Source organism: Pseudomonas sp. E141, from assembly GCF_052659885.1.
This window is the reverse complement of the sequence record NZ_CP084024.1, coordinates 151,838-178,760: the sequence shown is the minus strand read 5'-3', so window position 1 is coordinate 178,760 and position 26,923 is coordinate 151,838. Positions and strand designations below refer to the sequence as shown.

At 62.4% G+C, this 26,923-nt stretch carries 24 protein-coding genes; 19 read left to right on the top strand and 5 right to left on the bottom strand.

All coding sequences use genetic code 11. The annotated features are described in order from the left end of the window. Window position 1 precedes the first annotated feature (1 nt). The 18 genes from GKKCFE_RS00770 (at window position 2) to GKKCFE_RS00685 (ending at window position 20,673) form a co-directional block, all read left to right on the top strand. Window positions 2-256 (top strand): acyl carrier protein, encoded by a 255-nt coding sequence (locus GKKCFE_RS00770; protein WP_030140951.1) that lies wholly within the window; start codon window positions 2-4, stop codon window positions 254-256. Then, complete coding sequence (locus GKKCFE_RS00765) at window positions 253-798, top strand: COG4648 family protein (RefSeq protein WP_281459612.1); 546 nt, start codon at window positions 253-255, stop codon at window positions 796-798. The genes GKKCFE_RS00770 and GKKCFE_RS00765 overlap by 4 nt, the downstream gene beginning before the upstream one ends. Next, window positions 795-2,474 carry an AMP-binding protein gene (locus GKKCFE_RS00760; RefSeq protein WP_445577376.1) on the top strand — a complete coding sequence of 560 codons (1,680 nt, stop codon included), beginning with the start codon at window positions 795-797 and terminating at the stop codon, window positions 2,472-2,474. Before GKKCFE_RS00765 ends, GKKCFE_RS00760 begins: the two co-directional genes overlap by 4 nt. A 161-nt stretch (window positions 2,475-2,635) precedes the next feature. Beyond that, on the top strand, window positions 2,636-3,370 hold the full coding sequence (locus tag GKKCFE_RS00755) for a glycosyltransferase family 2 protein (RefSeq protein WP_047225940.1): 735 nt from the start codon (window positions 2,636-2,638) through the stop codon (window positions 3,368-3,370). Then, window positions 3,367-4,311 (top strand): LpxL/LpxP family acyltransferase, encoded by a 945-nt coding sequence (locus GKKCFE_RS00750; RefSeq protein ID WP_047225941.1) that lies wholly within the window; start codon window positions 3,367-3,369, stop codon window positions 4,309-4,311. The genes GKKCFE_RS00755 and GKKCFE_RS00750 overlap by 4 nt, the downstream gene beginning before the upstream one ends. Next, window positions 4,292-5,836, top strand: a complete 1,545-nt coding sequence (locus GKKCFE_RS00745) for an HAL/PAL/TAL family ammonia-lyase (protein WP_445577375.1) — start codon at window positions 4,292-4,294, stop codon at window positions 5,834-5,836. Before GKKCFE_RS00750 ends, GKKCFE_RS00745 begins: the two co-directional genes overlap by 20 nt. Then, window positions 5,829-6,254, top strand: coding sequence for an acyl-CoA thioesterase (locus GKKCFE_RS00740; RefSeq protein WP_188252181.1), 426 nt, complete (start codon window positions 5,829-5,831; stop codon window positions 6,252-6,254). Before GKKCFE_RS00745 ends, GKKCFE_RS00740 begins: the two co-directional genes overlap by 8 nt. Beyond that, entirely contained in the window at window positions 6,251-6,844 is a 594-nt protein-coding gene (locus GKKCFE_RS00735; RefSeq protein WP_139048617.1) for an outer membrane lipoprotein carrier protein LolA, read from the top strand. The genes GKKCFE_RS00740 and GKKCFE_RS00735 overlap by 4 nt, the downstream gene beginning before the upstream one ends. After that, complete coding sequence (locus GKKCFE_RS00730; RefSeq protein ID WP_188252180.1) at window positions 6,828-9,167, top strand: MMPL family transporter; 2,340 nt, start codon at window positions 6,828-6,830, stop codon at window positions 9,165-9,167. The genes GKKCFE_RS00735 and GKKCFE_RS00730 overlap by 17 nt, the downstream gene beginning before the upstream one ends. Beyond that, window positions 9,164-10,321, top strand: a complete 1,158-nt coding sequence (locus GKKCFE_RS00725) for a sodium:proton antiporter (RefSeq protein WP_445577374.1) — start codon at window positions 9,164-9,166, stop codon at window positions 10,319-10,321. Before GKKCFE_RS00730 ends, GKKCFE_RS00725 begins: the two co-directional genes overlap by 4 nt. Next, complete coding sequence (locus GKKCFE_RS00720) at window positions 10,308-11,555, top strand: NAD(P)/FAD-dependent oxidoreductase (RefSeq protein WP_188252178.1); 1,248 nt, start codon at window positions 10,308-10,310, stop codon at window positions 11,553-11,555. Before GKKCFE_RS00725 ends, GKKCFE_RS00720 begins: the two co-directional genes overlap by 14 nt. 10 nt (window positions 11,556-11,565) lie before the next feature. Beyond that, the gene (locus GKKCFE_RS00715) at window positions 11,566-12,294 is read left to right on the top strand and encodes a class I SAM-dependent methyltransferase (RefSeq protein ID WP_445577373.1); all 729 of its coding nucleotides are present in this window, start codon (window positions 11,566-11,568) and stop codon (window positions 12,292-12,294) included. After that, complete coding sequence (locus GKKCFE_RS00710; RefSeq protein ID WP_445577372.1) at window positions 12,291-12,773, top strand: DUF3261 domain-containing protein; 483 nt, start codon at window positions 12,291-12,293, stop codon at window positions 12,771-12,773. The genes GKKCFE_RS00715 and GKKCFE_RS00710 overlap by 4 nt, the downstream gene beginning before the upstream one ends. Continuing rightward, complete coding sequence (locus GKKCFE_RS00705) at window positions 12,770-13,966, top strand: beta-ketoacyl-[acyl-carrier-protein] synthase family protein (protein ID WP_445577371.1); 1,197 nt, start codon at window positions 12,770-12,772, stop codon at window positions 13,964-13,966. Before GKKCFE_RS00710 ends, GKKCFE_RS00705 begins: the two co-directional genes overlap by 4 nt. Then, window positions 13,963-14,430, top strand: coding sequence for a hotdog family protein (locus GKKCFE_RS00700; RefSeq protein WP_047225951.1), 468 nt, complete (start codon window positions 13,963-13,965; stop codon window positions 14,428-14,430). The genes GKKCFE_RS00705 and GKKCFE_RS00700 overlap by 4 nt, the downstream gene beginning before the upstream one ends. Further along, window positions 14,427-15,155 (top strand): 3-ketoacyl-ACP reductase FabG2, encoded by a 729-nt coding sequence (locus GKKCFE_RS00695; RefSeq protein ID WP_092452529.1) that lies wholly within the window; start codon window positions 14,427-14,429, stop codon window positions 15,153-15,155. Before GKKCFE_RS00700 ends, GKKCFE_RS00695 begins: the two co-directional genes overlap by 4 nt. Then, window positions 15,155-16,381 carry a beta-ketoacyl-ACP synthase gene (locus GKKCFE_RS00690; protein WP_047225953.1) on the top strand — a complete coding sequence of 409 codons (1,227 nt, stop codon included), beginning with the start codon at window positions 15,155-15,157 and terminating at the stop codon, window positions 16,379-16,381. The genes GKKCFE_RS00695 and GKKCFE_RS00690 overlap by 1 nt, the downstream gene beginning before the upstream one ends. Before the next feature lie 239 nt (window positions 16,382-16,620). Continuing rightward, the gene (locus tag GKKCFE_RS00685; RefSeq protein ID WP_445577370.1) at window positions 16,621-20,673 is read left to right on the top strand and encodes a dermonecrotic toxin domain-containing protein; all 4,053 of its coding nucleotides are present in this window, start codon (window positions 16,621-16,623) and stop codon (window positions 20,671-20,673) included. Window positions 20,674-20,796: 123 nt separating this feature from the next. Here GKKCFE_RS00685 and GKKCFE_RS00680 read toward each other — a convergent pair whose 3' ends face one another. Both GKKCFE_RS00680 and GKKCFE_RS00675 read right to left on the bottom strand, forming a co-directional pair. After that, the gene (locus GKKCFE_RS00680; protein ID WP_047225955.1) at window positions 20,797-21,240 is read right to left on the bottom strand and encodes a DUF2846 domain-containing protein; all 444 of its coding nucleotides are present in this window, start codon (window positions 21,238-21,240) and stop codon (window positions 20,797-20,799) included. Window positions 21,241-21,299: 59 nt separating this feature from the next. Further along, complete coding sequence (locus GKKCFE_RS00675) at window positions 21,300-22,211, bottom strand: LysR family transcriptional regulator (RefSeq protein ID WP_274090500.1); 912 nt, start codon at window positions 22,209-22,211, stop codon at window positions 21,300-21,302. Between the two features lie 140 nt (window positions 22,212-22,351). Here GKKCFE_RS00675 and GKKCFE_RS00670 point away from each other — a divergent pair, with 140 nt between their 5' ends. Beyond that, entirely contained in the window at window positions 22,352-23,605 is a 1,254-nt protein-coding gene (locus GKKCFE_RS00670; protein WP_316913210.1) for an MFS transporter, read from the top strand. 35 nt (window positions 23,606-23,640) lie between these two features. Here GKKCFE_RS00670 and gspM read toward each other — a convergent pair whose 3' ends face one another. The 3 genes from gspM to GKKCFE_RS00655 all read right to left on the bottom strand — a co-directional run bounded on the left by gspM (window position 23,641) and on the right by GKKCFE_RS00655 (window position 26,901). After that, a complete protein-coding gene (gspM, locus tag GKKCFE_RS00665) occupies window positions 23,641-23,997 on the bottom strand; it encodes a type II secretion system protein GspM (RefSeq protein ID WP_305467163.1) in 357 nt (118 codons plus the stop codon). 177 nt (window positions 23,998-24,174) lie between these two features. Further along, window positions 24,175-25,242 (bottom strand): uroporphyrinogen decarboxylase, encoded by a 1,068-nt coding sequence (gene hemE, locus GKKCFE_RS00660; protein WP_047225959.1) that lies wholly within the window; start codon window positions 25,240-25,242, stop codon window positions 24,175-24,177. A 240-nt stretch (window positions 25,243-25,482) separates the two neighbouring features. Then, window positions 25,483-26,901: an FAD-dependent oxidoreductase gene (locus GKKCFE_RS00655; protein WP_047225960.1), complete on the bottom strand. Its 1,419-nt coding sequence runs from the start codon at window positions 26,899-26,901 to the stop codon at window positions 25,483-25,485. Window positions 26,902-26,923 lie beyond the last annotated feature (22 nt).

Below are 26,923 nucleotides of genomic sequence, written 5' to 3'. Positions count from 1 at the left end.
CATGCAAACTCGTGACGACATTTTCAATACCCTGCGCGATGCTCTGGTCGAGCTTTTCGAGCTGGACCCTGAGCGCGTAACGCTGGAGTCGAACCTGTATCAGGACCTGGAAATCGACAGCATCGACGCGGTCGACCTGATCGACCACATCAAGCGCCAGACCGGCAAGAAGATCGCCGCCGAAGAGTTCAAGTCGGTGCGCACCGTCAACGACGTGGTCGAGGCGGTCTATCGACTGGTTCAACCGGCCGCATGACCCGGCTGATTGGCCTCGGCCTGCTGCTGGTGGGCCTGTTGTACCCCTTTGCGGTGTATTTCGGCATGGAGCATTTCGCCCCATGGCAGTTCGGCCTGCTGCTGGGTAGCCTGTGGCTGGCCCGGGCATTGCTCGGTAAAAGCGAGCCCGGCAGCCGCTGGATGGCGGTTACCGCAATTGCCTTCAGTGTTTTGCTCGCGCTGTTCGACAGCCCGCTCCTGCTGCGCTGGTATCCGGTGCTGATCAGCGCTTTCATGCTCGGGCTGTTCGCCCTGAGCCTGAAATACGGTCCGCCGATGGTCGAGCGCCTGGCGCGCCTGCGCGAACCGCAGCTACCGGCCAACGCGGTGGTGTATACCCGCCAGGTCACGGTGGTCTGGAGTGTGTTTTTCCTGTGTAACGGCTTGCTCGCCGCCGCCCTCACCCTCTGGGCGCCGCTGAGCTGGTGGATGTTGTACACCGGCCTGATTTCCTACGGATTGATGGGGCTGCTGTTTGCCATTGAATGGCTTATACGACAACGGGTAAGAGGCCGCCCATGAATTGGATAACACTTGAGCAGATGTTGCTCAGCGCCCAGCCGGACCGTGCTGTGGCCGTCGACCCGGCGCTGAGCCACTCGCAACTGCGGGACGCGGCGCTGGGCCTGGCCGCCGGTCTGCAGACCCGCGGCGTACGGCGCATAGCGGTGCACCTGGAAGACGCCGCCGACCTGGCGGTGGCCCTGCTCGGTGCCTGGCGCGCCGGGGCCAGCGTCCTGCTCCCGGCCGACCTGCAAGCCCAGACCCGCCAGCGCTGGTCGGCGGACGTCGACCTGTGGTTGACCGATCAACCCACGGACATCCGTCTCGACGACCTGCGACAAGCCCCCCTTGAGGCCACTGAACTGGACCTCGATCAGTGCTGGCTGAGCCTGTGCACCTCCGGGTCAAGCGGCGAGCCCAAGCGCATCGAGAAAAATCTGCGTCAGTTGAGCAACGAAGTCCAGGCCCTGGAACAATTGTGGGGCACCGACCTGGGCCCGGCCTGCGTGATCGGCAGCGTCGCCACCCAGCACATCTATGGCCTGCTGTTTCGGGTGCTGTGGCCGCTGTGTGCCGGGCGCACATTCGTGCGCCGGCAACTGGCTTTTCCCGAAGACCTGCAACGCGCCAGCCGCCAGTACCCGGCTTTTGCCTGGGTCGCCAGCCCGGCCTTGCTCAAGCGCATGGGCGATAACCTCGACTGGCCAGCATTGAGCTGCGTACGCCGGGTATTCTCCTCCGGTGGTGCCTTGCCGACCGAGGCCGCCCAAAGCCTGCACCAGCGGCTGGGGCAATGGCCGACGGAAATCTTTGGCAGTTCGGAAACCGGCGGCATCGCCTGGCGTCAGGGCGCAGGCTTATGGCAGCCCTTCGCCGACGTAAAGCTGAGCCAGGACAGTGACGGTGCCTTGCTGATCGCCTCGCCTTATCTGCCGGCCGGCCATGTGGAACACACCGCCGACGCGGCGCGGATCGCCGGGGATGGACGCTTCGAACTGCTCGGACGGCTGGATCGCATCGTCAAGCTTGAAGAAAAACGCATCTCCCTGCCCATGCTGGAACAGGCGTTGATGGCCCACGACTGGGTCAGCGAAGCCCGACTGGGGGTGGTCCAGGAAAATCGCGCCTCCCTCGGGGCGCTGCTAGTGCTGAGCGAAAGCGGCCTGCACGCCTTGCGCAACCTGGGTCGACGCGCCGTGACCGAGGCCTTGCGCCGTCACTTGAGCGAACACTGCGAAACCCTCGCCTTGCCTCGGCGCTGGCGCTGGCTGCGGCAGTTGCCGCTCAACGCCCAAGGCAAGCTGCCCCAGGCCGAAGTCGAAGCCCTGCTGATGGCTGCGCGCCCCAAAGCCCCGCAAGTGCTCGAACAGGTCGAAACCGACGGGCAATGGAGCCTGCAACTGCTAGTGCCCCCGGACCTGGCGTATTTCAGCGGCCACTTTCCCACCGCACCGGTCCTGCCCGGCGTGGTGCAGGTCGACTGGGCCTTGAGCCTGGGCCGACAACTGATGGACCTGCCGCCGCGGTTCGTCGGCATGGAAGTGCTGAAGTTCCAGCAACTGATGCGCCCCGGCGATGAAATCCAACTGCACCTGCGTTTCGACCGCGAGCGCGGCAAGCTGTACTTCGCTTATCGCAATGACACGGCGGCCTGTTCGAGTGGGCGGATTGTCCTGGGGGTGGCCGATGACTAATTGCACCGCCCTCCTGTGGCGAGGGAGCTTGCTCCCGCTGGGCTGCGAAGCAGCCCCAAGCGTTTCAAATCGCCGGGCGAGTGCTGCGCACTCGAGCGGGAGCAAGCTCCCTCGCCACAATAAGCGCCCTGTTCACAATGGATCGGTGGAAGGCGCAAACCATGCATAACCCCTGCGCCGTCATCCCGGTCTACAACCACGAAACCGCCGTCGCGACCGTGGTGCAAGCGCTGCTCGCCAACGGCTTGCCCTGCGTGCTGGTGGACGACGCCAGCAGCCCGGCCTGCGCGGCGGTATTGGAGCAGCTGGCCGAGGGCGAGCAGGTTCATCTGGTCAGGCTGGCGGTCAATCAAGGCAAGGGTGGCGCGGTGATGACCGGTCTGCGGGAAGCGTCGCGCCTGGGCTTCAGCCACGCCCTGCAGGTCGATGCCGACGGGCAACACGATCTTGGCGACGTAAGGAACTTCATCGAGCAATCCCGCGCTCACCCGGAGGCGGTGATCTGCGGTTATCCCCAATACGATGAGAGTGTGCCCAAAGGCCGCTTGTATGCACGCTACCTGACGCATGTCATGGTCTGGATCAACAGCCTGTCCCTGCAAATCCGCGACTCGATGTGCGGGTTTCGGGTCTACCCCCTGCCACCGGTCCTGACGCTGATCAATTCGGCGAACATTGGCAAGCGCATGGATTTCGACTCCGACATCCTGGTGCGCCTGGCCTGGCGCAATCAACCGATGCGCTGGTTGCGTACCCGGGTTCACTACCCCTTGGACGGGGTTTCGCACTTTCGCCTGTTCCACGACAACGTACTGATTTCCAGCATGCACACCCGGTTGTTCTTCGGCATGCTGGTGCGCTCCCCCCTGATTCTCTGGCGACGGTGGCGAACATGAGCCTTGAGACAGACAAGCAGCACTGGGCCGACCGCCAGGAGCGCGGCAGTTTCTGGCTGATGAAACTCACCGCGTTCGCCGCCAAGGTGTTGGGCCGCCGCTTATTGAGCCCGTTGCTCTACGGCATCGTCCTGTACTTCTTCATTTTCGGCCGCAGCGCCCGGCAGGCAGCCTGGCAATACCAGCAGCGCCTGGCCGACTGGAGCGGCCGCACCGAGCTGCGCCCAAGCCATTGGCGAGTGTTCGGGCAGTTCATGGCGTTTGCCGACTCCCTGCTGGACAAGCTCGACGTCTGGAACGGCAAGCTGAGCCTGGAACAGATCGAAATCGTCGATCCGGCATTGCTGCGCAATCACTTGCGCGACGGCCGTGGGCAGATGCTGGTGGGCGCACACCTGGGCAACCTGGAAATGTGCCGGGCCCTGGCCGAGCTGGGCGAGAAAGTGACCATGAACGTCCTGGTGCACACCAAGCATGCCGAACAGTTCAATCGTTTGCTGGGGGAAGCCGGCGCCACGCATCTGCGGCTGATCCAGGTCAGCGAGCTGGACCCGGTGATCATGCTGCAACTGAGCGAACGCCTGGAACGCGGCGAGTGGCTGGCAATAGCCGGCGACCGCATACCGCTGCACGGCGCACGCACTGTGACCGTGGACTTCATGGGTCGCCCGGCGGCATTTCCCCAAGGGCCCTGGCTGCTGGCCGGGCTTCTCAAATGCCCGATCAACCTGCTGATGTGCCTCAAGCACGAGGGACGCTATCGGGTCACCCTCGAACCCTTCGCCGAGGCCGTGGTGTGGAAACGCAGCGACCGCGAGCAGGTCATCACCCATTGGGCCGGCCTCTACGCCCAGCGCCTGGCGCACTATTGCCTCCAGGCACCGCAACAGTGGTTCAACTTTTACCCTTTCTGGAAGACCGATGACGATGCCCACTCTTGAGCCGGTAACCTTCGGCGAACGCCCCTTGCGCATCGAGGACGTACTGGCCCTGGCCAATCGTCAGGTGCAGACGCGGTTGCAGGATGATCCGGCATTCCGCCAGCGCATCGCCAAGGGTGCGCAATTCCTCGACTCTTTGCTGGACAAGGAAGGCGTGATCTACGGCGTGACCACCGGTTACGGCGACTCCTGCGTGGTGGCCGTGCCGTTGCACCACGTCGAGGCCCTGCCCCGTCACTTGTATACGTTCCACGGTTGCGGCCTGGGCAAACTGCTGGACCCGCAGGCCACCCGCGCCGTGCTGGCCGCGCGTTTGCAGTCGCTGTGCCACGGCGTGTCCGGGGTGCGCGTGGAACTGCTGGAGCGGCTCCAGGCCTTTCTCGAACATGACATTCTGCCGCTGATTCCGGAAGAAGGCTCGGTGGGCGCCAGCGGGGACCTGACGCCCCTGTCTTACGTCGCCGCCACCCTCTCCGGCGAGCGGGAAGTGATGTTCGCTGGCGAACGCCGCCTGGCCGCCGATGTGCACCGCGAACTCGGTTGGACTCCGTTGGTGCTGCGGCCCAAGGAAGCCCTCGCGCTGATGAACGGCACCGCCGTGATGACCGGCCTGGCCTGCCTGGCCTTCGCCCGCGCCGACTACCTGTTGCAACTGGCAACCCGCATCACCGCGCTGAACGTGGTCGCGCTGCAAGGCAACCCGGAGCACTTCGACGAGCGCCTGTTCGCCGCCAAGCCGCATCCGGGGCAAATGCAAGTGGCCGCGTGGCTGCGCAAGGACCTGGCGATCGACGCCCCCACCGCGCCGCTGCATCGCCTGCAGGATCGCTACTCCCTGCGCTGCGCCCCCCACGTGCTTGGCGTGCTGGCCGACAGTCTGAACTGGCTGCGTTCATTCATCGAAATCGAGCTCAACAGCGCCAACGACAATCCGATCATCGACGCCGAAGCCGAGCGCGTACTGCACGGCGGGCATTTCTACGGCGGGCATATCGCCTTTGCCATGGACAGCCTCAAGAACCTGGTGGCCAACGTCGCCGATCTGCTGGACCGCCAGCTCGCGCTATTGGTCGACGAACGCTACAACCACGGCTTGCCGAGCAACCTGTCCGGCGCCAGCGCCGAGCGAGCGATGCTCAACCATGGCTTCAAGGCGGTGCAGATCGGCACCAGCGCCTGGACCGCCGAAGCCTTGAAAAACACCATGCCGGCCAGCGTGTTCTCGCGCTCCACCGAATGCCACAACCAGGACAAAGTGAGCATGGGCACCATCGCTGCCCGGGATGCGATCCGCGTGCTGGAACTGACCGAACAAGTGGCCGCCGCGACGCTGCTGGCCGCCAACCAGGGCGTGTGGCTGCGCAGCCGTGCCGAAGATGCCCGACCGCTGCCGTCGGCCTTGGCCGACATGCACGAACAATTGGCCGTGGATTTCCCGCCGGTCATCGAGGATCGCGCCCTGGAAGGCGAATTGCGCCTGTGCCTGCAACGCATCGCCGAACAACACTGGAGGCTGCATGCGTAGCCAAGGGGTGTTGCACGTCGAAACGCAGATCGTGGTGCCGTTTTTCGATGTCGATTCGATGAACGTGGTCTGGCACGGTCATTACGTCAAGTACCTGGAAGTGGCCCGCTGCGCCTTGCTCGACCTGATCGGCCACAACTACAACGACATGCTCGCATCCGGCTATGCGTGGCCGGTGATCGACCTGCAACTGCGCTACGTGCGCAGCGCCGTGTTCGGTCAGACCCTGACCGTGCGCGCCAGCCTGGTGGAATGGGAGAGCCGCCTGAAGATCAATTACCTGATCAGCGACGCAGCCACGGGTGAGCGCCTGACCCGCGCCAGCTCGGTGCAAGTGGCGGTGGACGTCGCGAGTCGCGAAATGCTGTTGGCCTCGCCGCGGGTCTTTGTCCAAGCCGTTGAAAGGAAATTACCGTGAAGCGCCTGTTCATCTGGCTGCTGCTGTGGGGCCTGGCGCCCTTTGCCCAGGCGTTCGACTTGCAACAGTTGAGCGAACAACTGGCGCGCCCGGACGTGATCCACGGCCAGTTCATCCAGGAAAAACACCTGCGCGCCCTACCCCAGCCGCTCACCAGCAAGGGCCGTTTCGTATTGGCAAAAAACCATGGCCTGCTGTGGCTGCTGCAAACCCCGCTGCAGCAGGATTACCGCATCACCCCCCAGGGAATCGCCCGGCGCGATGGCGACACCTGGCAGACACTGCCGAACAAGAGTGCCGGCGCCGAGCAGAATCGGTTGTTCCTTGCGGTGTTACAGGGCGACAGCAGCGGCCTGCAACGAGACTTCGACCTCAGTCTGTCGGGCCAACCGCAGCAGTGGAAGCTCACCTTGACCCCGCGCTCGGTGCTGCTCAAACAAATCTTCAACCAGATCAACATCGATGGCGGCGAACTGGTGCAGCGTATCGAACTGCTGGAAACCCAGGGTGACCGTACCGTGCTGCGCATGCAGGACAGCACCAGCGCGAAAGCCTTGAGCGAAGCGGAGCAACATGACTTTGCCGAGTGAACACAAGCTGCCGCGACTGTTCCTGATTCTGCTGTTGGCGGTGCTGGCGCTGGCCGGTTGGCAGTGGCGCAATGGCGCGCCGCTGTCGGCCAACCTCATGGAGCTGGTGCCCGGTACCGCTCCTGATGCGCTTGAACTCATCGCCGAACAACGCATGCAAGAACCCCTCAACCGCGAGGTGCTGCTACTGGTCGGGCACACCGAGCGCCAACAGGCGATCGCCCTGGCGCAAACCCTTGGCGAGCAATGGCAGGCCAGCGGTTTGTTCGACAAGGTCCAGTGGACGTTGCAGACCGATCTGCCGGCATTGCGCATGCAATTGCTCAAGGGGCGACTGGCGATGCTCTCGGCCGCGGATCGGCAACAACTGATCGATCAGCCCCAGGCTTTCATTCAGCAACGGGTGCAGGCGCTCTTCGATCCGTTCAGCGGCTTCAGCCTGGTGCCGAGCCAGGACGACTGGCTGGGCCTGACCGGGCGCATCCAGAACAGCCAGCCCCAACGCGGTGCGATACAGCTGGATGTGGGCAGCGGCGCGCTGATCGCTGAAGCCGACGGCAAACACTGGGTGCTGTTGCGCGCCCGCACCCATGGCAACGCCTTCGACATGGACCTGCCGCTGCAAGTGGCCGATCTGCTGCAACGCAGCCGTGATCAGGCGGGCCAGACCCAAGGGCAATTGCTGGCGGCCAGCGGCCTGCTGTACGCCGCCAGTGGCCAACAACAGGCTTCGCGGGAAATCACCTGGGTGGGCGGCGGGGCGACAATCGGCATTTTGCTGTTGCTGTTGCTGGCCTTCCGACGCTTGCGAGCGTGGCTGGCATTCGTACCGGTACTGGTGGGTATCCTGTTCGGCGCGGTGGCCTGCGTGGCGCTGTTCGGTCGCATGCATGTCATGACCCTGGTGCTGGGTTCCAGCCTGATCGGTGTGGCGGTGGATTACCCGCTGCACTACCTGTCCAAAAGCTGGAGCCTCAAACCGTGGCGCAGTTGGTCGGCCCTACGCCTGACCCTGCCGGGACTGAGCCTGAGCCTGGCGACCACCTGCATCGGCTACCTGGCCCTGGCCTGGACGCCGTTCCCGGCCCTGACCCAGATCGCGATCTTTTCCGCCGCCGGTTTGATCGGTGCTTACCTGACAGCGGTTTGCCTCTTGCCGGCACTGCTCAAGGGCGTGGACTTACACCCGGCCCAGTGGCCGCTGCGGCTGTGCGAACACCTGCTCAGGGCGCGCGAAGCGCTGCTGGCGCGGGTGCGAACACCGGTCTTGTTGGGGCTCTTGCTGATCTTCTGCGCCGGCGGCCTCTGGCAACTGACCACGAAAAACGACATTCGCCAATGGATCGGCACGCCTGAGCAGTTGACCGACGAAGCCCAGGCCATCGCCCGTATCACCGGCTTCCAACCCACCAGCCAGTTCTTCCTGATCCGCGCCGATAACCAGTCACACCTGCTGGAACGTCAAACGGTGCTCAACGAGCGGCTGGAGCAGTTGATTGGCCTGGAGAAGCTTGAGGGCTACCTGTCGCTGAACCAACTGGTCAGCCCGCCCGCCGAACAGCAGAAAGTGCGTGACGCCCTGGCCCGGTTGCCGGCGTTCTGGCAACCGCTGCTGGACCTGGGAGTGCCGGTCGCCGCACTGCAAGCCGAACTGACGCAATTGCAGGCCTTGCCGGTGACCGACATCGATACCGCACTGGCCGGCCCCCTGGCCGAACCGTACCGCACACTCTGGCTCGGCCCGACGGCGGAGGGCGTGGCGGCGGTGGTCAGCCTGCAAGGCTTGAATGATGCAGCGCTGCTCAGGGTGCAGACGCTGGATCTGCCCGGCGTACAACTGGTCGATCGTCTGGGGGACCTGAACCGGGTCTTTGCCGCCACGCAAGTCAGCGCCGCCGAATTGAAACTGGCCTCCTGCGTGCTCATCTTGCTGTTATTGACCTGGCCGTTCGGTGTCGGCGGCGCCCTTCGCGTCGTCGCCCTGCCGTTGTTGGCGGCGCTGTGCAGCCTGGCGAGCCTCGGCTGGCTGGGCCAGCCACTGACCCTGTTCGGTCTGTTCGGTCTGTTGCTGGTCACCGCCATCGGTGTCGATTACGCGATCCTGATGCGCGAACAGATAGGCGGCGCCGCGGTGAGCCTGCTGGGCACCCTGCTGGCGGCAGTCACCACCTGGTTGTCGTTCGGCCTGTTGGCAGTTTCCAGCACGCCGGCGGTGAGCAACTTCGGCCTGGCGGTCAGCCTGGGGCTGGCCTTCAGTTTCATGCTAGCGCCGTGGGCCGGGCATCAGGCCCACGCGGCAGCGGTTACGGAGCCGGCCCAGTGATCATCCTGATGTTCTGGCTTATGGCCCTGGGGCTGTTCGCGGTGGCGACAGTCATCGGCCGTCGCGTCGGGCTGATCCCGATTGTCAGCCAATTGCTGTTGGCGACGCTTGGCCTGCCGTTGCTGATGTACTTCTGGATCGAACCAGGCTGGCAGCTCAACGGCGCGCAACTGGTGGCGCCGGTGTGGCTGAGCAATCTCTACAGCCTCGCCTTCGCCCTGTTGCTGGGGCACATCCTCAGCGACGTGATCGACCTGCGGCTGGACCGCCAGAGCGCGAAAGTCGCCCTGCCCAGCTTCGGCGTTCCATTCGCCTGCGGTTTGGCGACCGCGCTCTGGCTGCTGCCGCCCCAGCCCTGGATCAGTTCCCTGGCGGTGGGGCTGCTGTTTGCGATCACCGCCATTCCGGTGCTGTACCTGTACCTGCGTCACATCGACTACCCGCCCGCCGCCACACGGCGCCTGGTGCAAACCGCGATTCTGATCGACTTGATCTGCTGGAGCCTGTTCGCCCTGGCCCAAGGCAGCCTGCACCTGGCCAGCCTGTTGCTGCCGTTGGCCGGTGCCTGTGTGCCGCTGCTGTTGCGACTGCTTGGCCTGCGCCAGCCGCTGCTGCACAGCGGGATCTTTTTCGCCTTGCTGGTGGTGGCCGAACACTACCGGCTCAACGCGCTGATTGTCGGCATCGGCTATCTGCTGTGCATGGCCGCGCTCAAGGTGCCGCTGGTGTTACCGCTCAACACGAACTGGATGCAAGGTTTGCAGACCTACCTGGCGATCCCGCTGATCCTCACCTTCGGCATCGTGCAGATCAACGTCCACAGCGCCCTGAGTCGCCTCGACTGGCTCCAGATCGGCGCATTGCTGCTGTTACCCATCGCCAGCAAACTGCTGGGCAACTGGCTGGGATTGGGCTGGGCCGGGGCCTCGTTCCCTGGCGCCAGTCGCTGGCGCGAAAGTGTCTTGCTGAACATTCGCGGCTTGAGTGAAATCGTGTTCCTCAACCTGCTGCTACAACAACAGCTCATCAGCCCGGCGGTGTACTTTGCGCTGATGCTGATGGGCCTGATCGCGACATTGCTGCCGGCCCTGGCCGGCTTCCACCGTATTCCCTCGATTGCCGTCCCGGCCAGGAGCTCCAGTGCCAACAGTTGAAATGGAACGTCGACAGGTCGTCGTCATCGGCGCAGGTCCCTCTGGCGCTATCGCCGCCGCGCTGCTCAAGCGCAAGGGCCACGATGTGCTAGTCATCGAGCGCCAGCATTTCCCACGGTTTTCCATCGGCGAAAGCCTGTTGTCCCATTGCCTGGACTTCGTCGAAGAGGCCGGCATGCTCGAGGCGGTGAATGCCGCCGGGTTTCAGCGCAAGAATGGCGCGGCGTTCGCCTGGGGCGAGCGCTACAGCGCCTTCGATTTCGGCGATACCTTCAGCAAAGGCAAGCCCACCACCTTCCAGGTGCAGCGCGCCGACTTCGACAAGCTGCTGGCCGATCAGGCGGCGTTGCAAGGTGTCGAGATCCGTTATGGACAGGCCATCACCGGCGCCGACTTCTCACTTGCCAAACCACAACTGGGCGTCCAGCGTGAAGACGGCAGCGCGTACCTCGTCGAAGCCGATTTCGTCCTCGACGCCAGCGGCTATGGCCGGGTCTTGCCACGCCTGCTGGACCTTGAGGCACCCTCGAACTTTCCGCTGCGCCAGGCGGTGTTCACCCACATCGAAGACTGCATCGATGCCCCGACCTTCGACCGCGAAAAAATCCTTATCACCACGCACCCGACCCAACGCGATGTGTGGTTCTGGACCATCCCGTTCAGCGACGGGCGCTGTTCAGTCGGCGTGGTCGCGGCGGCGGAGCATTTCGCCGGTCGCACTGACGATCTTGACGCTTGCCTGCGCGGCTTCATCGACGAAACACCAAGCCTGGCCGGTGTACTCAGCAACGCGATATGGGACACCCCGGCGCGAACCATCGGCGGCTACTCGGCCAATGTCAAAACGCTGCATGGCCCAGGCTTCGCCCTGCTGGGCAACGCCGCGGAGTTCCTCGACCCGGTGTTCTCTTCCGGCGTGACCATCGCCATGCGCTCGGCCAGCATGGCCGCTGGGGTGCTGCATCGGCAGTTGCAAGGAGAAAGCGTGGACTGGCAAAGCGAATTCGCCGAGCCACTCAAACGTGGCGTCGACACCTTCCGCTGCTACGTCGAGGGCTGGTACGCCGGCACCTTCCAGGACGTGATTTTCTACACCGACGGCTCGCCAGACATTCGCCGCATGATCAGCGCGATCCTGGCCGGTTACGCCTGGGATGAGCGCAATCCGTTCGTCAGCGAACCCAAGCGGCGCCTGCGCATGCTGTCGCAAATCTGTGCGAGCCCGGCACCATGAGAAAGCAGCCATGAGCTACCTGAGCGACAACTACGTCGAAGAGACTCGCTTCGGCTTCTGGTTCCTGCGCAGCCACACCTGGCAGCACCATGTCTTGCGGGTGGCGATCAATGACCTGCGCAACCTTTTCAGCGGCCCGTTGCCGGTGGCTCCGGTGCTGCTCGATGCCGGTTGCGGCCAGGGCAAGTCGTTCCAATACTTGCGCCAGGTGTTCGCGCCACAACGCCTGATCGGCGTCGACGCCGACCCTCACAGCCTGGACCTGAGTCTTGCGGAAGCTGCACGCCATGGCATGGCCGTGGAACTGGTCGGCAGCGATTGCGCGACGTTGACGGTGCCTGATGACAGCGTCGACCTGCTGTTCTGCCATCAAACCTTTCATCACCTGGTGGAGCAGGAAAAAGCCCTCGCCGAGTTCTATCGCGTGCTCAAGCCCGGCGGCTATCTGATGTTCGCGGAGTCCACGGCGGCCTACATCGATACCTGGGTGATCCGCTGGCTGTTCCGTCATCCCATGCACGTGCAAAAAAGTGCCGCGCAGTACCTGGAGATGATCCGCGATCAGGGTTTCCAGTTCGAAGCCGCCAACGTCTCGTATCCCTATCTGTGGTGGAGCCGCGCCAGGGATTTCGGCCTTCTCGAACGCTTCGGCCTGCGCCGCCCGCGGCCCTTTGGCGAGCGGGAGGAAACCCTGATCAATGTAGTGGCCCGTAAACCCGTAGAAGGGACTGTCGAATGATTCGTGCGCTGCTTTTTGGCTGCTTGCTGTTGCTCGGTGCCTGCGCCAGTCAGGCGCCGTTGCCGGAACGCACACCAACCCTGGCACTGCCGCTGCAGTTGCATATCGAGCGGCAACTGGCCGGACAGCGCCAGGATTGGCTGCTGGTGATCCAGCGCGAAGGCGCCGGTATCCGCTGGTCGATGATGGACCCGCTGGGCATTCCACTGGCCCGCCAACGCCTGGTGGACGGCCAGTGGCAAGCCGACGGACTGCTGCCACCCAATGCCGAAGCCCGTGAGCTTTTCGCCGCGCTGTTGTTTGCCCTGACGCCTGAAACCGAGCTGCCGGGCAACTACCCCACCGCCCGGCAAGAGGTTCGGCAACGAACCCTGGGCCAACGCTGGCAAGTGCGCTACAAGCAACCGCTGGATTTTGAACTGGGCCTGCACGAAGGCCCGCACTACCGCATCATGCCGTTGACCGAGAGTACCCCATGACCGCTTATTTGAATGCCCTGGGGGTAATTTGCGCCCTGGGCCGGGGTAAAGATGAAGTGGCGCGCAACCTGTTTGCCGGCGACTGCGGCGGCGTGCGCGTGCAGGATGGCTGGGTGGCCGAACGTAAATTGCCGGTGGCCTCGGTGCCCGGTGAACTCGCTTGCATACCGCAATCCTTGATCGCGCACCGCAGCCGCAACAATCAGTTGCTGCTCGAAGCGGGGCTGCAGATTCGCGATGAGATCGATCAGGCCATCCAGACCTACGGTCGCGCTCGCATCGGTGTCGTGCTGGGCACCAGTACCTCGGGCATCGAAGAAGCCAGTCAGGGCATTGCCCATTACCTGCGTGAGCAGCACTTCCCCGACGGCTACGACTACCAGCAACAGGAGCTGAGCGCACCGGCCAACTTCCTTTGCGACTGGCTGGAGCTGAGCGGCCCGTCCTATGTGATATCCACCGCCTGCACATCCAGCGCCCGGGCCTTGATGAGCGCCCGACGCCTGCTCGACCTGGGCCTGTGCGATGCGGTGCTCTGCGGCGGCGTGGACAGCCTGTGCAAACTGACCCTCAACGGCTTTTCGGCCCTGGAAGCGGTATCGGGGGAGCGCTGTAATCCGTTTTCGGTCAACCGCAGCGGCATCAACATCGGCGAGGCCGCGGTGCTGTTTCTCATGAGCAGGACGCCGGAACATCCGGCACCGATCGCCTTGCTGGGTGACGGCGCCAGCTCCGATGCCCACCATATTTCAGCGCCGGAGCCCAGTGGTCGCGGCGCTCGCCAGGCCATGGAAAAAGCCTTGCGTCGCGCCGGCCTGCAACCCGGCCAGATCGATTACCTGAACCTGCACGGCACCGCCACGCAACACAACGACGCCATGGAAAGCCAGGCAGTGGCCGGGCTGTTTCCAGCGGGCGTGCCCTGTTCGTCGACCAAGCCCATGACCGGCCATACCCTCGGGGCCGCCGGGGCGCTGGAAGCGGCGTTCTGCTGGTTGAGCCTGAGTACGCAAAACACCGCCCAGGCCTTGCCGCCGCATGTCTGGGACGGCCAGGCCGATCCTGCACTGCCGGCATTGAAGTGGGTCACTACCGACACCCGCCTGAACCCGACATCACCGCGCCGCCTGATGAGCAACTCGTTCGCCTTCGGCGGCAACAACGTCAGCCTGATTATCGGAGACGCCCCATGATTGACTGGCCGCTCGCCGAACTGCTGCCCCACGCCGGCGATATGATTCTCATCGACCGCGTCCTGGCGTTCGATGATGAGCAGATCCACACCCTCGCCACCGTCAAGCCCGGCGGGTTGTTCAGCCGCGACGACGGCGGGCTGCCGGCCTGGGTCGGCATTGAATTGATGGCCCAGAGCGTCGCCGCGTTTGCCGGTTGTCATGCACGCCGCCGCGGCGACGCCGTGGAGCTGGGTTTTTTGCTCGGCACCCGCAAGTTCGAATGCAATGTCGAATTTTTCCCGGCCGGGACCGAATTGACCATCCACGGTTTGCGCTCGCTGGAAGACGACAACGGCATGGGCGTGTTCGAATGCCACATCAACGCCCCGGGCATTCATGCCATGGCCCGGTTGAATGTGTTCCGGCCACCTCAGCCAGCCCACTACCTTCATGAACCGTCCGCAACAGGAAATACGCCATGACTGAATCCGTACTGGTCACCGGCTCCAGCCGTGGCATCGGCCGTGCCATCGCCCTGCGCCTGGCCCAGGCCGGGCACGACATCGTGCTGCATTGCCGCAGCGGGCGCGCCGAGGCTGAGGCCGTCCAGGTCGAAATCCAGGCGCTGGGCCGCAATGCCCGGGTGCTGCAATTCGACGTGTCGGACCGCAGCGCGTGCAAAACCATTCTCGAGGCGGATGTTGAAACCCACGGCGCCTATTACGGCGTGGTGCTCAACGCCGGCCTGACCCGCGACGGCGCATTCCCGGCCTTGAGCGAGGACGACTGGGATGTGGTGATGCGGACCAACCTGGACGGTTTCTACAACGTCCTGCACCCGGTGATGATGCCGATGATCCGTCGGCGCGCCGCTGGACGAATTGTTTGCATCACCTCCGTTTCGGGGCTGATCGGCAATCGCGGCCAGGTCAATTACAGCGCGTCGAAAGCCGGCCTGATCGGCGCGGCAAAGGCGTTGGCAATCGAGTTGGGCAAGCGCAAGATCACTGTCAATTGCGTCGCGCCCGGACTGATCGATACCGCCATGCTCGATGAAAACGTGCCCGTGGAAGAACTGATGAAAATGATCCCCGCCCAGCGCATGGGTACCCCGGAAGAAGTCGCGAGCGCGGTGAATTTCCTGATGTCCGCCGAGGCCGGCTACATCACCCGGCAGGTCCTGGCCGTCAACGGAGGCCTGTGCTGATGAAGCGCGTCGTCGTTACCGGCATGGCCGGCATCACCTCTCTGGGCAGCGACTGGGAAACCATCGCCGCCAACTTCGCCGCCAACCGCAGCGGCATACGACGCATGGATGAATGGGACCGCTTCACCGAGCTGAACACACGCCTGGCCGGGCCTGTCGATGATTTCCAGGTTCCGACCCACTGGACGCGCAAGCAACTGCGCAGCATGGGCCGGGTATCGCGCCTGGCCGTCGGCGCCGCCGAACAGGCCCTGGCCGATGCGGGACTGTTGGGCGATGAGTCGATCAAGGACGGGCGCATGGGCGTCTCCTGTGGTTCGTCAACCGGCAGTACCGACGAGATCAAGGCGTTCGGCAACATGCTGCTCAACAGCGTGGCCGAAGGGTTGAACGCCAACTCCTATGTACGGATGATGCCCCACACCACGGCGGCCAATATCAGTATCTTCTTCGGGCTTACCGGACGGCTGATCCCCACCTCCAGCGCCTGCACCAGCGGCAGCCATGGCATCGGCTATGCCTATGAGGCAATCAAGTTCGGTCGCCTACCGCTGATGCTCGCCGGCGGCGCGGAAGAGCTCTGCCCGACCGAAGCGATGGTCTTCGATGCGCTGTACGCCACCAGCCTGAAAAACGACGCCCCGCAGACCAGCCCACGGCCCTATGACAAGGACCGCGATGGCCTGGTGATCGGTGAAGGCGCCGGCATGCTGGTACTCGAAGAACTGGAGCACGCCCTGGCCCGAGGAGCGCGAATCCATGCCGAAATCGTCGGCTTCGGCAGCAACGCCGACGGTCAGCACGCTACCCGTCCCGAACTGAGCACCATGCGCCGGGCCATGGAACTGGCCCTGGAAGATGCGGGCCTGGAACCTGCCGCCATCGGCTACGTCAACGGCCACGGCACCGCCACCGAACAGGGCGACATCGCCGAAACCCTGGCCACCAGCAGCCTGTTTGGCGAGCACATGCCCATCAGTTCGCAGAAAAGCTTTCTCGGTCATACCCTCGGCGCCTGCGGTGCGCTGGAATCGTGGTTCAGCATCGAAATGATGAACCGCGATCTCTACGTGCACACCTTCAACCTCGATGAGGTCGATCCCCAGTGCGGCAAGCTCGACTACCTGTGCAATGAGTTCAGGTCGATGAGCAACGAGTACGTGATGAACAACAACTTCGCTTTTGGTGGGGTCAACACCTCGTTGATTTTCCGCCGCTGGCGCTGAGTTGGATTGATATCCCTGTTGCCCGTGGTCAAGGAATGAGGGGCTGCGGCCAGCACTGATCGGCTTGCACCAGGCAGCCAAACAATCTGTGGGAGCAAAACTTGCCCCCACAGATGCAGTGGCTTCGACCGTTTCTTTCGTACACCGCCTGACACCGCTGCATGCGGTATCTATCTACCACCCTGCCTGCGTTCTTCTCCCATAGGTTGCTCCTTCCGAAAATTTCTCAGGAAGAGAACATGCTGGAAGACAACCCGTTACAGGCCGACAGTGCCACGGCCACAAGCGCTGCGCTGATAAACCGGCTCAATGCCTCGCAGCAGCAGATGATCCACCTGAACGGCGCCGTTCCGCGTGCGTCGAAGGTGACAGCCCAACATATGGAGTACTGGCTGGCGAAAGCCTTTCCCAGCCTGGCGAACACTCTGGTAGCCAAAGACATACTGGTGTGCCGGCGGCAGGACGAGCCGACTTCAAAACGAACGGTGGTGCAGACTGTTCCCCTCGATACGCTTTTCTGGCGCGCGATTGCCGGCGAGATCAACGCGCGCGAGTTCTTCCTCGAATTGGACAACATCGACATCGTCACGGGTAAGGACGATGCCACGCAAATGCCGGCAGTCCTCAATAGGCGTGACGCAAAGGAAGAGATCAGGCGGCGGATAAGCGTCACGCCCGCGTCTCATGCACGACTGCTGGAGCGGGCGCTGGAGCATTTTTGGGATAAACCTGCCGAGTTCAGCCAAGGCCGCAGTGTCAGCGACTGGCTGGCCGATGAGTTCGGCAGGCAACTCAAGGCACAGGCGGATCTCCACCGGCTGGACGCTGTGTTGAGCCTGCCGATGCACAAAGCGGTGGCGGACTTCGCCCTGTCGGCGCCGGACGGCGCGTCCCGTGCCCAGCTGGCGGAGCGTGTCCGGCCCGGGGTCTACGGTTTGAATCTGACCCCCGAAGGGTGGGGGTTCAGCGTACCGATGCCGGGGGCGGTTGCGCTGACGCAGCACGATAATGCCGATCATCCGGGGGGCGCGGTGCTATGCAGCCCGGGTAGCCCACTGGAGGTTTACGCTGACTTGACGGCGTTGAAGGCCAGCCTGGTGGAAGACGGCACTCAGGATACGGTGAGCACGGCGTCAATGGCGCAGAACTTTCTCGCTCGCCTGGTCACTGACCTGCGAGCGGCGCAGAAAACCGCCGTGAGCGAGGTTCTATCCAGCGGCCCGGCAGAGGGAGAAAGTCTCACCACCTGGATGGCCAGGATAGATGCGGCGGCGGACCTCAGGCACAAGCTGGATCTGGCCGGCGCCATGGACGAGCGCGAGTTACGGCTGAACCGGAAAAAACTGCACGACTGGCTGCACCGCGACCCTAACGTTATCGGCAGCGACCGTCTGGCCTGGTGGAAGGCCGTGCAGGACTTGCAGCAAACCCTGACAGATTCGCCACCACCGCCGGACCCGGTCACCCTGGCAACCCCTGACGCCCTTCATGACCGGACTCGCACCCTGCTTGCCAGGTTCATCAAGGAGAAGTACCCACCGGTCGATCCTGACCAGGTCTCTCTGAGTATCCGCAAGCATCTGCTCGATCCGCACGCCCCGACAGGCGAGTCGCCATTCGGCTCCGGGCTCTCGTCGGGCAAGGTGAAGGGCCTATTTGATGACCGCCGCTCCCTGACGCAGTGGGCAATGTCCAACCTGACGCCGGAGGAACGCACGGCCAGCGACACCACGGTGGAAGGTCCGCTGAGTTTTGCGCAGATTGTAGAAGTCATTGAACGGGCAAACATCGGTGCCCGGCTCTCGCCCGCGTTGCAGCTCGCAGCCCGGGAGCAGCAAGCACAGTGGATGTCCCTGAAGGCCAAACAGATGCGGGCGCAGGCGTGGGCCGCCCATATCTCGGGCGACTTTACCCACGACAAGGACAATACCGGGCTGAACCTGGTGCTGGCGGCGCTGGACAGCCCGACGCCGCAGGGGCGCAGCAAGGTCAACGGACATGAGGTGGTGGTCCGCCAGATCCAGTGGGGTGACAGCGTACTCAAGGAGCTGCTGGCCTTTGGGGTGAAGACCCTTGGCAGCCGGCCTTCGTTGACCCTGTACACACCAGAAGCACCGGACGGCAAGCAGTTCAGGGACGTCGATGCCGGAAGCGACCGGGAGCTGGAGGCGGCCCTGGTGCGGACGCTCACCGCCACGCCGGAAATGACCCACTGGCTGATTTCGCACCTGCCGCTGCTCAAGCAAGCCGATCAGCTTGCCAGCCTGGTGCCGTCCGCGGAAAACCTGACCCTCAACGAGAAGATCAAGAAAGTGACGCAACCCACCTTTTCCTGGATCAAGCACAGGGTTCAGGATGACTTCGCATTGAAAGTCTATTCGCCCGTGGTTAAAGGCAACCTTTTCAAAGCGCTGCATGAGACGCAGATCACCCACGCGATCCAGACGGCGGACCTGCTGACCGTGACCAACGCCGAGCGCGACAGCACAGCGGCACAAGATGGGCGCAGGACTGCAGTCATGCTACTGACGGGGGCGATGTCAATGTTCTATGCAGGCCGGCTGGGTGGGGTACTGGGCCGCGCGATTCTGCCCGTGATGACCGGCGGTGCTGCGGTGTCGGCGATAAAGGATGAAGGGGGCAGCTTCAGCCAGTGGACGAGTGATCTTATCAGCGGGCTCGGTGAGGTACTGGCAGAGGGCGGTCAGGACCTGATCATGTCCCGCGCGGCACGGCGCCGGGGTAAGCCTCGCCCGGCGCTCTCAGCCTTGCCCCGCATGCCGGACCCGGAGCTCGAACCGTTTATCCTCAGAGGGTTCGACGGCAAGGGACTGGTGCCCGAGGGGCGCAATCGGTACAGGGACGCCGGTGGGCAGGGTTATCTGAAGCTGGGGAAGGACTACTGCAAAACCGCCATACAAGCAGGCGAACGAATTATCTATGGGCCGAACAACCGTACCGACCAGCGGACGGTAACCTGGGAAAATGGCCGCTGGCAGATCGAAGAGCCAAAACGGCTGCTTGGTGGTGGAGTCATACAAAGCCTGTTCGGTCGGCCCCCGGAAACCCCGCAACAGAAAACCTATAACGCGTTGGTAGAGGGCGTCCTCGTCGACCATCAGTGGCCGTCTCGGGCAGTGGTGAATACGGCAAAAAAAGTCATCTACTCGATGCCCGAGGAACTGGCAGAGCGTATCGTGCGCGAGAGCATGAATGACATCCACGTACGCGACATAGACACTTATCGCTCACGAATAAACTGGATAAACAAAGGACACCAGGACCTCACGCAACATAAAAAGGCCCACGACAGCCTGCTGTATAAATACAACGTATGGCAGGCCGTCGACTACTGCACCAGAGACATCGACTCCCAGGCAAGAGGGATCCAGCTGACGTCCGCTCAAAAGATAAAAGTATTCGACATGACCCTGCCGCTGAAAAGGGAGCTTTTCGACAGCGAAGGCAACTTCAAGATGATGATGTCCTCCTTGCCCGACAATCTCACCGGCGCGTCATTCATTACCATCATCCCTGAACAGGGGAAAAAGAAAGCCGCCATGACTAAAATCCAGGACGATATTCATGACGTGGTCGAGGCAGCGGAAAAGCGCGTCTGGGTCGATCTGGGCGAACGGTACTCAGGGACGGGACCCGAGGTGGAAGCGGCCAGGGAACAATATAAACAGAACCCTGAAAATTTCCGGGCGTATAAAAGTAACAAACTCAGCGCGTTCAGGGACGAGATGAAAAAAAGACACAAGCCCGGCCTCCTGACCGAAATCCGCAACCATAAGATTCCTTATGTCATCGTCAACAAGGGCAAGTCGCAGCGGAAAACGTTATTGGTCACCGGCGAGGACATCACGAACTTCAGTAAAAACCTCTCGAACTACGACACGTTTGATATCGAGGTCGTGACCCAAGTCCCGACGAAGAAAGTCACCGGCAAACCTGCGGCCGCGACCGCCCCCCTCGCTGTTGCGGAAGGCCCGGTTGTCGCAGACAAATTTTCGACAAGCACCAGCCTGCTGGCCGAGTCACAGATGTCATATGACACTTTTACTGAGGCAGCCAAAACGAAAATAACGGAAATCATGGCTGACATTCGTGCAGGCCGGGTCACCACCAAGCGCATCAACCGGTATTACTGGTACGACATGGCGCAACTGTCACCCGGAAGTGGCAGAGGCGCATGGCGCGCTGCCTTTGAACGCAAGGGCGAAACCTGGACCCTCCAGGGGTTTTATGACTATCACGTCAATAGGCCGGCGACGGTTTGGGAGGGTTAAGTAAAAAGTCGTTCATCGCAGACGGTTTTCCCGCTGGGTTTGCACAGACCGATGATGCGGCCATGAACGACGAAGGGCGCCTTTGGGCGCCCTTCAATGAATAGCTCGGTGCAAGCAGTCGAGTTATTGGGCCTGAATCAATTTGCTTTCAGCCACTCCGGCGCGGCCGGTTTTTTCATCGACAACCTGCAGGTTGTTCCGCGCTTTGATGAAGCCCACTTTCACTTCCTGCCAGACGAAATAGTTTTTCCCGGCTTCTGTGCTGAGCTTGAGCTCTGAGTCGTTCTCCGCTGATGACACCAGGGTCTGCTGGCCAGCCGGTACTGACAGCATCAAGTACGACTTAGCGACAGTCTGGCCTACAGCTTTACCGTTGAGCGTCACCGGCATTTTTACGCCAGCGCCCATGCTCTCGTTGCGATAAAGGTAGATGTTGGCTTTGTCGGGGACAGTCTGGAATGTTTTTGCCTGAGCATCCTGAGTGTCATCCGCCATTTTTACCGAAGCGCAGCCCGTGGTCAGCGCGGCGACTGCCAGCAAAGCGGTGAAGGTCAACTGCTTGAACATCCTGTTTCTCCATGGTTTGTGGGTCGAACAACGGGTTATCGGCTGACACATGCAAATATTCAGGCTTCTTCCGGCATAAGTTGTTGTCCCCTATTGGTCAACAACTCCACAAACGCCCTTGCCATCGGCGAGCACTGATCCTTGCGTTGCACCAGCCACACCGCCGACATTGCCGCCGGATCGAGCAGTGGCCGGTAGACCACGCCGTCAATACGCATGCGCTGGTAGGACGCCGGCAGGACCGAGACGCCCAGCCCCGCCGCCACCAGGCCGATGATGGTCATGGCCTCACCGGCCTCCTGGGCGAAGTTCGGGCTGAAGCCGGCGTCGCGGGCCAGGCTCAGGAGCTGTGCATAGAGGCCGCTGCCGTAGCTGCGGGGGAAGAACACGAACGGTTCCTGGGCCAGTGCAGAGAGGAACAGGCCCCCTTCGCTGCCCTGGGCCAGTGGATGCTTGGAACTGAGCACGGCCACCAGCGGCTCGCGGCTCAATTCGATCTCCCGCAGGGAGTCGGGCAGCGGCAAGGGCCGCATGATGCCCACCTCGATTGCCTCGTCCACCAGGGCGTCAGCCACTTGGGTGCTGCTCATTTCCCGAAGGTTCAGGTGTACAGCGGGAAAGCGCTGGCGAAACGTGAAAATCGCCTGGGGGATGGTGGAGTTGAAAGGCGCCGATGATGTGAAGCCGATTTTCAGCTCGCCCAGTTCGCCCAACTCTGCGCGGCGGGCGACATCGGCGGCCTTGTCGACCTGAGCCAGCACCTGTCGGGCCTCTTCGAGAAACAAACGTCCGGCTTCACTCAGTTCGACGCGACGATTGGTGCGATTGAACAGCCGCGCGCCGATCTCTTGCTCCAGTGCCTGGATCTGCTGGCTAAGGGGCGGCTGGGAGATGCCCAGCGCCAGCGCGGCGCGACCAAAATGCAGTTCTTCGGCAACGGCTATGAAGTAACGCAGATGACGCAGTTCCATAAGCAATCCAATAGGTCGTAGAACGTCTTAAACAGGTCGAACAATATATTGGATAGAAACATTAACCGGCTATATGCTTTTTCCATTGCCTGCCTGGCCGTGCTCCTGCGAGGTTCACCGTGAAAACTGCTGTCGCTCCACTGGCCCATGAGATCCCTCCGCCTGCCGATGATGGCGTCACCGGACGCAAAGACATCTACATCGAAAAAGGCACACCGTTGTTCATGCGTACGGTGCTGGCGTTGTTTTGTGGCGGTTTTGCGACCTTCGCCCTGTTGTATTGCGTGCAACCGATGATGCCGCTGCTCTCCGAAGAGTTTTCCATCAATGCCGCCCAGAGCAGTTTGATCCTGTCGGTGGCGACCGGCCTGCTCGCCGTCGGGCTGCTGATCACCGGCCCTATTTCCGATCGCATCGGCCGCAAGTCAGTGATGGTCGCGGCGCTGTTTGCCGCGGCGTTGTGCACCATTGCCAGCGCGATGATGCCGACCTGGCAGGGTGTACTGGTACTGCGCGCCCTGGTGGGGCTGTCGCTGAGCGGCGTGGCGGCGGTCGCGATGACTTACCTGGGTGAAGAAATCCATCCCAAGCACATTGGCCTGGCGATGGGCTTGTACATCGCCGGCAACGCCATCGGAGGCATGAGCGGCCGCTTGATCGCCGGGGTGCTGATTGACTTCGTCAGCTGGCACACCGCGATGCTGGTGGTCGGTGGCCTGGCCTTGATCGCGGCGGCGGTGTTCTGGAGGATTCTTCCCGAGTCACGCAATTTCCGCCCCCGCTCGCTGCATCCGCGCAGCTTGCTGGACGGTTTCACCATGCACTTTCGCGATGCCGGGTTGCCGCTGTTGTTTCTCGAAGCCTTCGTATTGATGGGTGCATTCGTGACGCTGTTCAACTACATCGGCTATCGCCTGCTGGCCGGGCCTTATCACTTGGACCAGGCCTTTGTCGGGTTGCTCTCGGTGGTCTACCTGTCGGGTATCTACAGCTCGGCGAAAGTCGGCGCACTGGCCGACAAACACGGCCGGCGCAAAATGCTCTGGGCGACCATCGCGCTGATGCTGGCCGGTCTTGCGCTGACCATGACCACGCCGCTGTGGCTGGTGATCCTGGGCATGCTGGTGTTCACCTTCGGCTTCTTCGGCGCTCACTCGGTCGCCAGCAGCTGGATCGGCCGCCGCGCAACCAAAGCCAAGGGACAGGCCTCGTCGTTGTACCTGTTCAGCTACTACGCCGGCTCCAGCGTCGCAGGTACGGCTGGCGGGGTAGCCTGGCATCTGGGCGGATGGAACGGTGTCAGCCTGTTCATCGGCGGCTTGCTGGTGGTGGCGTTGCTGGTGGCGGTGAAACTGGCGAAGTTGCCGGTGTTGCCGGGCAACGCTCAGGTTTGAGCGGACACTGTTCAGGCGCTGACCCGCCGCTCAAGTCATTGCCCCAACACCATCCGCGCGTCCAGGACACCGTTGCGCACTTCCAGGCTCAGCACCTGCAAGGAGGCGCCGTCCCGCTCGTGTCGGTCCAGCCAGTCGAGCAGTCGATTGGCATCGCCACTGACGGCAAGCCGTAACGAATCACCGTCGATCTCCAGCTCCGCCAGCTCCAGCCCCGCGGCCGTCGCACTGTCGTTGATCCTGACGGACAAAGAGCTCGTGGCGGTCGTAGCGCCGGTGGGCTCCAGGCGCTGGATCCGGGCAGCGAGTTCGGCCTGCTGCCAATACTGACGCTCGGCCAGGTCGAGCCGATGTCGGGTGGGCTGCCAGATCGAGGTAAATAGAAGGAACAATCCCTGAATCTATTTTTCCGAGTCCAGAAGAAAAACTTCTTACAGGTAAAGTTAGTTACTAAACAAAAGAAAACAGATAAACCGCCAAAGATAGCCAACTTGTTTCATTGAATAATTAACAGGCAAAAAAAAGCCTGCCTGGAACGAATCCCGGCAGGCTGGATGAGCGAGCTACGATCAGTCGTGGTATTGCGCCGACAACTCATGCACCGCGCGCAGGAAAGCACCGGCGTGTTCCGGATCGACTTCCGGCGTAATGCCATGGCCAAGGTTGAACACATGACCGCTGCCCTTGCCATAGCTGGCGAGGATGCGCCCGACTTCGGTGCGGATGGCTTGCGGTTTGGCGTAAAGCACAGTCGGATCCATGTTGCCTTGCAGAGCGACTTTGCTGCCGACACGCTCGCGGGCGTTGCCAATGTCGCAGGTCCAGTCCAGGCCCAGGGCGTCGGCACCGGCATCGGCGATGCTTTCCAGCCACAGGCCGCCGTTCTTGGTGAACAGGATCACCGGTACTTTACGACCTTCATGTTCGCGGATCAGGCCGCTGACGATCTTGCGCATGTAGGCCAGGGAAAACTCCTGGTACGCCGCCGCCGACAGGTTGCCGCCCCAGGTGTCGAAGATCTGCACCGCTTGCGCACCGGCCAGGATCTGCCCGTTGAGGTAGGACGTCACCGACTGCGCCAACTTATCCAGCAGCAGGTGCATGGCTTGCGGGTTGTCGTAGAGCATCGCCTTGGTCTTGCGGAAGTCTTTCGACGAGCCGCCTTCAACCATGTAGGTGGCCAGGGTCCAGGGGCTGCCGGAGAAGCCGATCAGCGGCACGCGACCGTTGAGTTCTCGACGGATGGTGCTGACCGCATCCATGACATAACCCAGGTCCTTCTGCGGATCGGGAATCGGCAGGGCTTCGATGTCGGCCAGGGTGCTGACGACTTTCTTGAAGCGCGGGCCTTCGCCGGTCTCGAAGTACAGACCCTGGCCCATGGCGTCGGGAATGGTGAGAATGTCGGAAAACAGAATCGCCGCGTCCAACTGCGGGTAACGATCCAGCGGCTGCATCGTGACTTCGCAGGCGAACTGGGGATTCATGCACAGGCTCATGAAGTCGCCGGCCTTGGCCCGACTGGCGCGGTATTCCGGCAAGTAGCGACCGGCCTGACGCATCATCCACACGGGGGTGACGTCTACGGGTTGCTTGAGCAGGGCACGGAGGAAACGGTCGTTCTTCAGGGCAGTCATGTCGGCATCCGGAAAAAAAGTGCGGGCATTTTCTCAGAGCGCGACGCAAAAGGCACGGCAAGAGCCGTGCCTTTTATCTATCGGGGCAATTTGTCGCGGTATCAGGCAACACCTAAAACCACTGTGGGAGCGAGCTTGCTCGCGATGAGGGCATCACATTCAACATTTTCGTCGACTGATTCGCCGCTATCGCGAGCAAGCTCGCTCCCACATTTGATCGCATTCCCATTCAGGAAATGATCAGACCCCCAAGTAATCCAGAATCCCTTCCGCCGCATTGCGGCCTTCGAAGATCGCCGTCACCACCAGATCGGAACCCCGAACCATGTCGCCGCCGGCGAAGATCTTCGGGTTGCTGGTCTGGTGCTTGTACTGGCCCTGTTCCGGGGCCACGACGCGGCCCTGGCTGTCGGTCTGGATGCTGAACTGCTCAAACCACGGCGCCGGGCTTGGGCGGAAGCCGAAGGCGATGACCACGGCATCGGCCGGGATGATCTCTTCGGAACCGGGGATCGGCTCAGGGCTGCGGCGGCCACGGGCGTCCGGTTCGCCGAGACGGGTCTCGACCACCTTCACGCCCTCGACCTTGTCTTCACCGACAATGGCGATCGGCTGGCGGTTGTAGAGGAACTTCACGCCCTCTTCCTTGGCGTTCTTCACTTCTTTGCGCGAGCCGGGCATGTTCGCTTCGTCACGACGATAGGCGCAGGTCACCGACTTGGCGCCCTGGCGAATCGAAGTGCGGTTGCAGTCCATCGCCGTGTCACCGCCGCCCAGCACCACGACCTTCTTGCCTTTCATGTCGACGAAATCTTCCGGCGACTTTTCAAAGCCCAGGTTGCGGTTGACGTTGGCGATCAGGAAGTCCAGCGCGTCGTAAACGCCCGGCAGGTCCTCGCCGGCAAAGCCGCCCTTCATGTAGGTGTAGGTGCCCATGCCCATGAATACGGCATCGTACTCTTCGAGCAGTTGCTCCATGGTCACGTCCTTGCCTACTTCGGTGTTCAGGCGAAACTCGATGCCCATGCCGGTGAAGACTTCGCGACGATTGCTCAGCACGGTCTTTTCCAGCTTGAACTCGGGGATGCCGAAGGTCAGCAGGCCGCCGATTTCCGGGTTCTTGTCGAACACCACCGGGGTCACGCCACCGCGCACCAGCACATCGGCGCAACCCAGACCCGCCGGGCCGGCCCCAATGATCGCCACGCGCTTGCCGGTCGGCTTGACCTTGGACATGTCCGGGCGCCAGCCCATGGCGAACGCGGTGTCGGTGATGTACTTCTCCACCGAACCGATGGTCACCGCGCCAAAACCGTCGTTGAGGGTGCATGCACCCTCACACAGGCGGTCCTGCGGACACACCCGGCCGCAGACTTCCGGCAGGGTGTTGGTCTGGTGGGACAACTCGGCGGCCTGGAGGATGTTGCCCTCGGCCACCAGCTTGAGCCAGTTGGGAATGAAGTTGTGCACCGGGCACTTCCATTCGCAGTACGGGTTACCGCAGCCCAGGCAGCGGTGGGCCTGGTCGGCCGACTGCTGGGGTTTGAAAGGCTCGTAGATTTCCACGAACTCTTTCTTGCGTTGACGCAACAGTTTCTTCTTCGGATCCTTGCGCCCGACATCGATGAACTGGAAGTCATTACTCAGACGTTCAGCCATTGTTAAAACCTCATCAAACTCT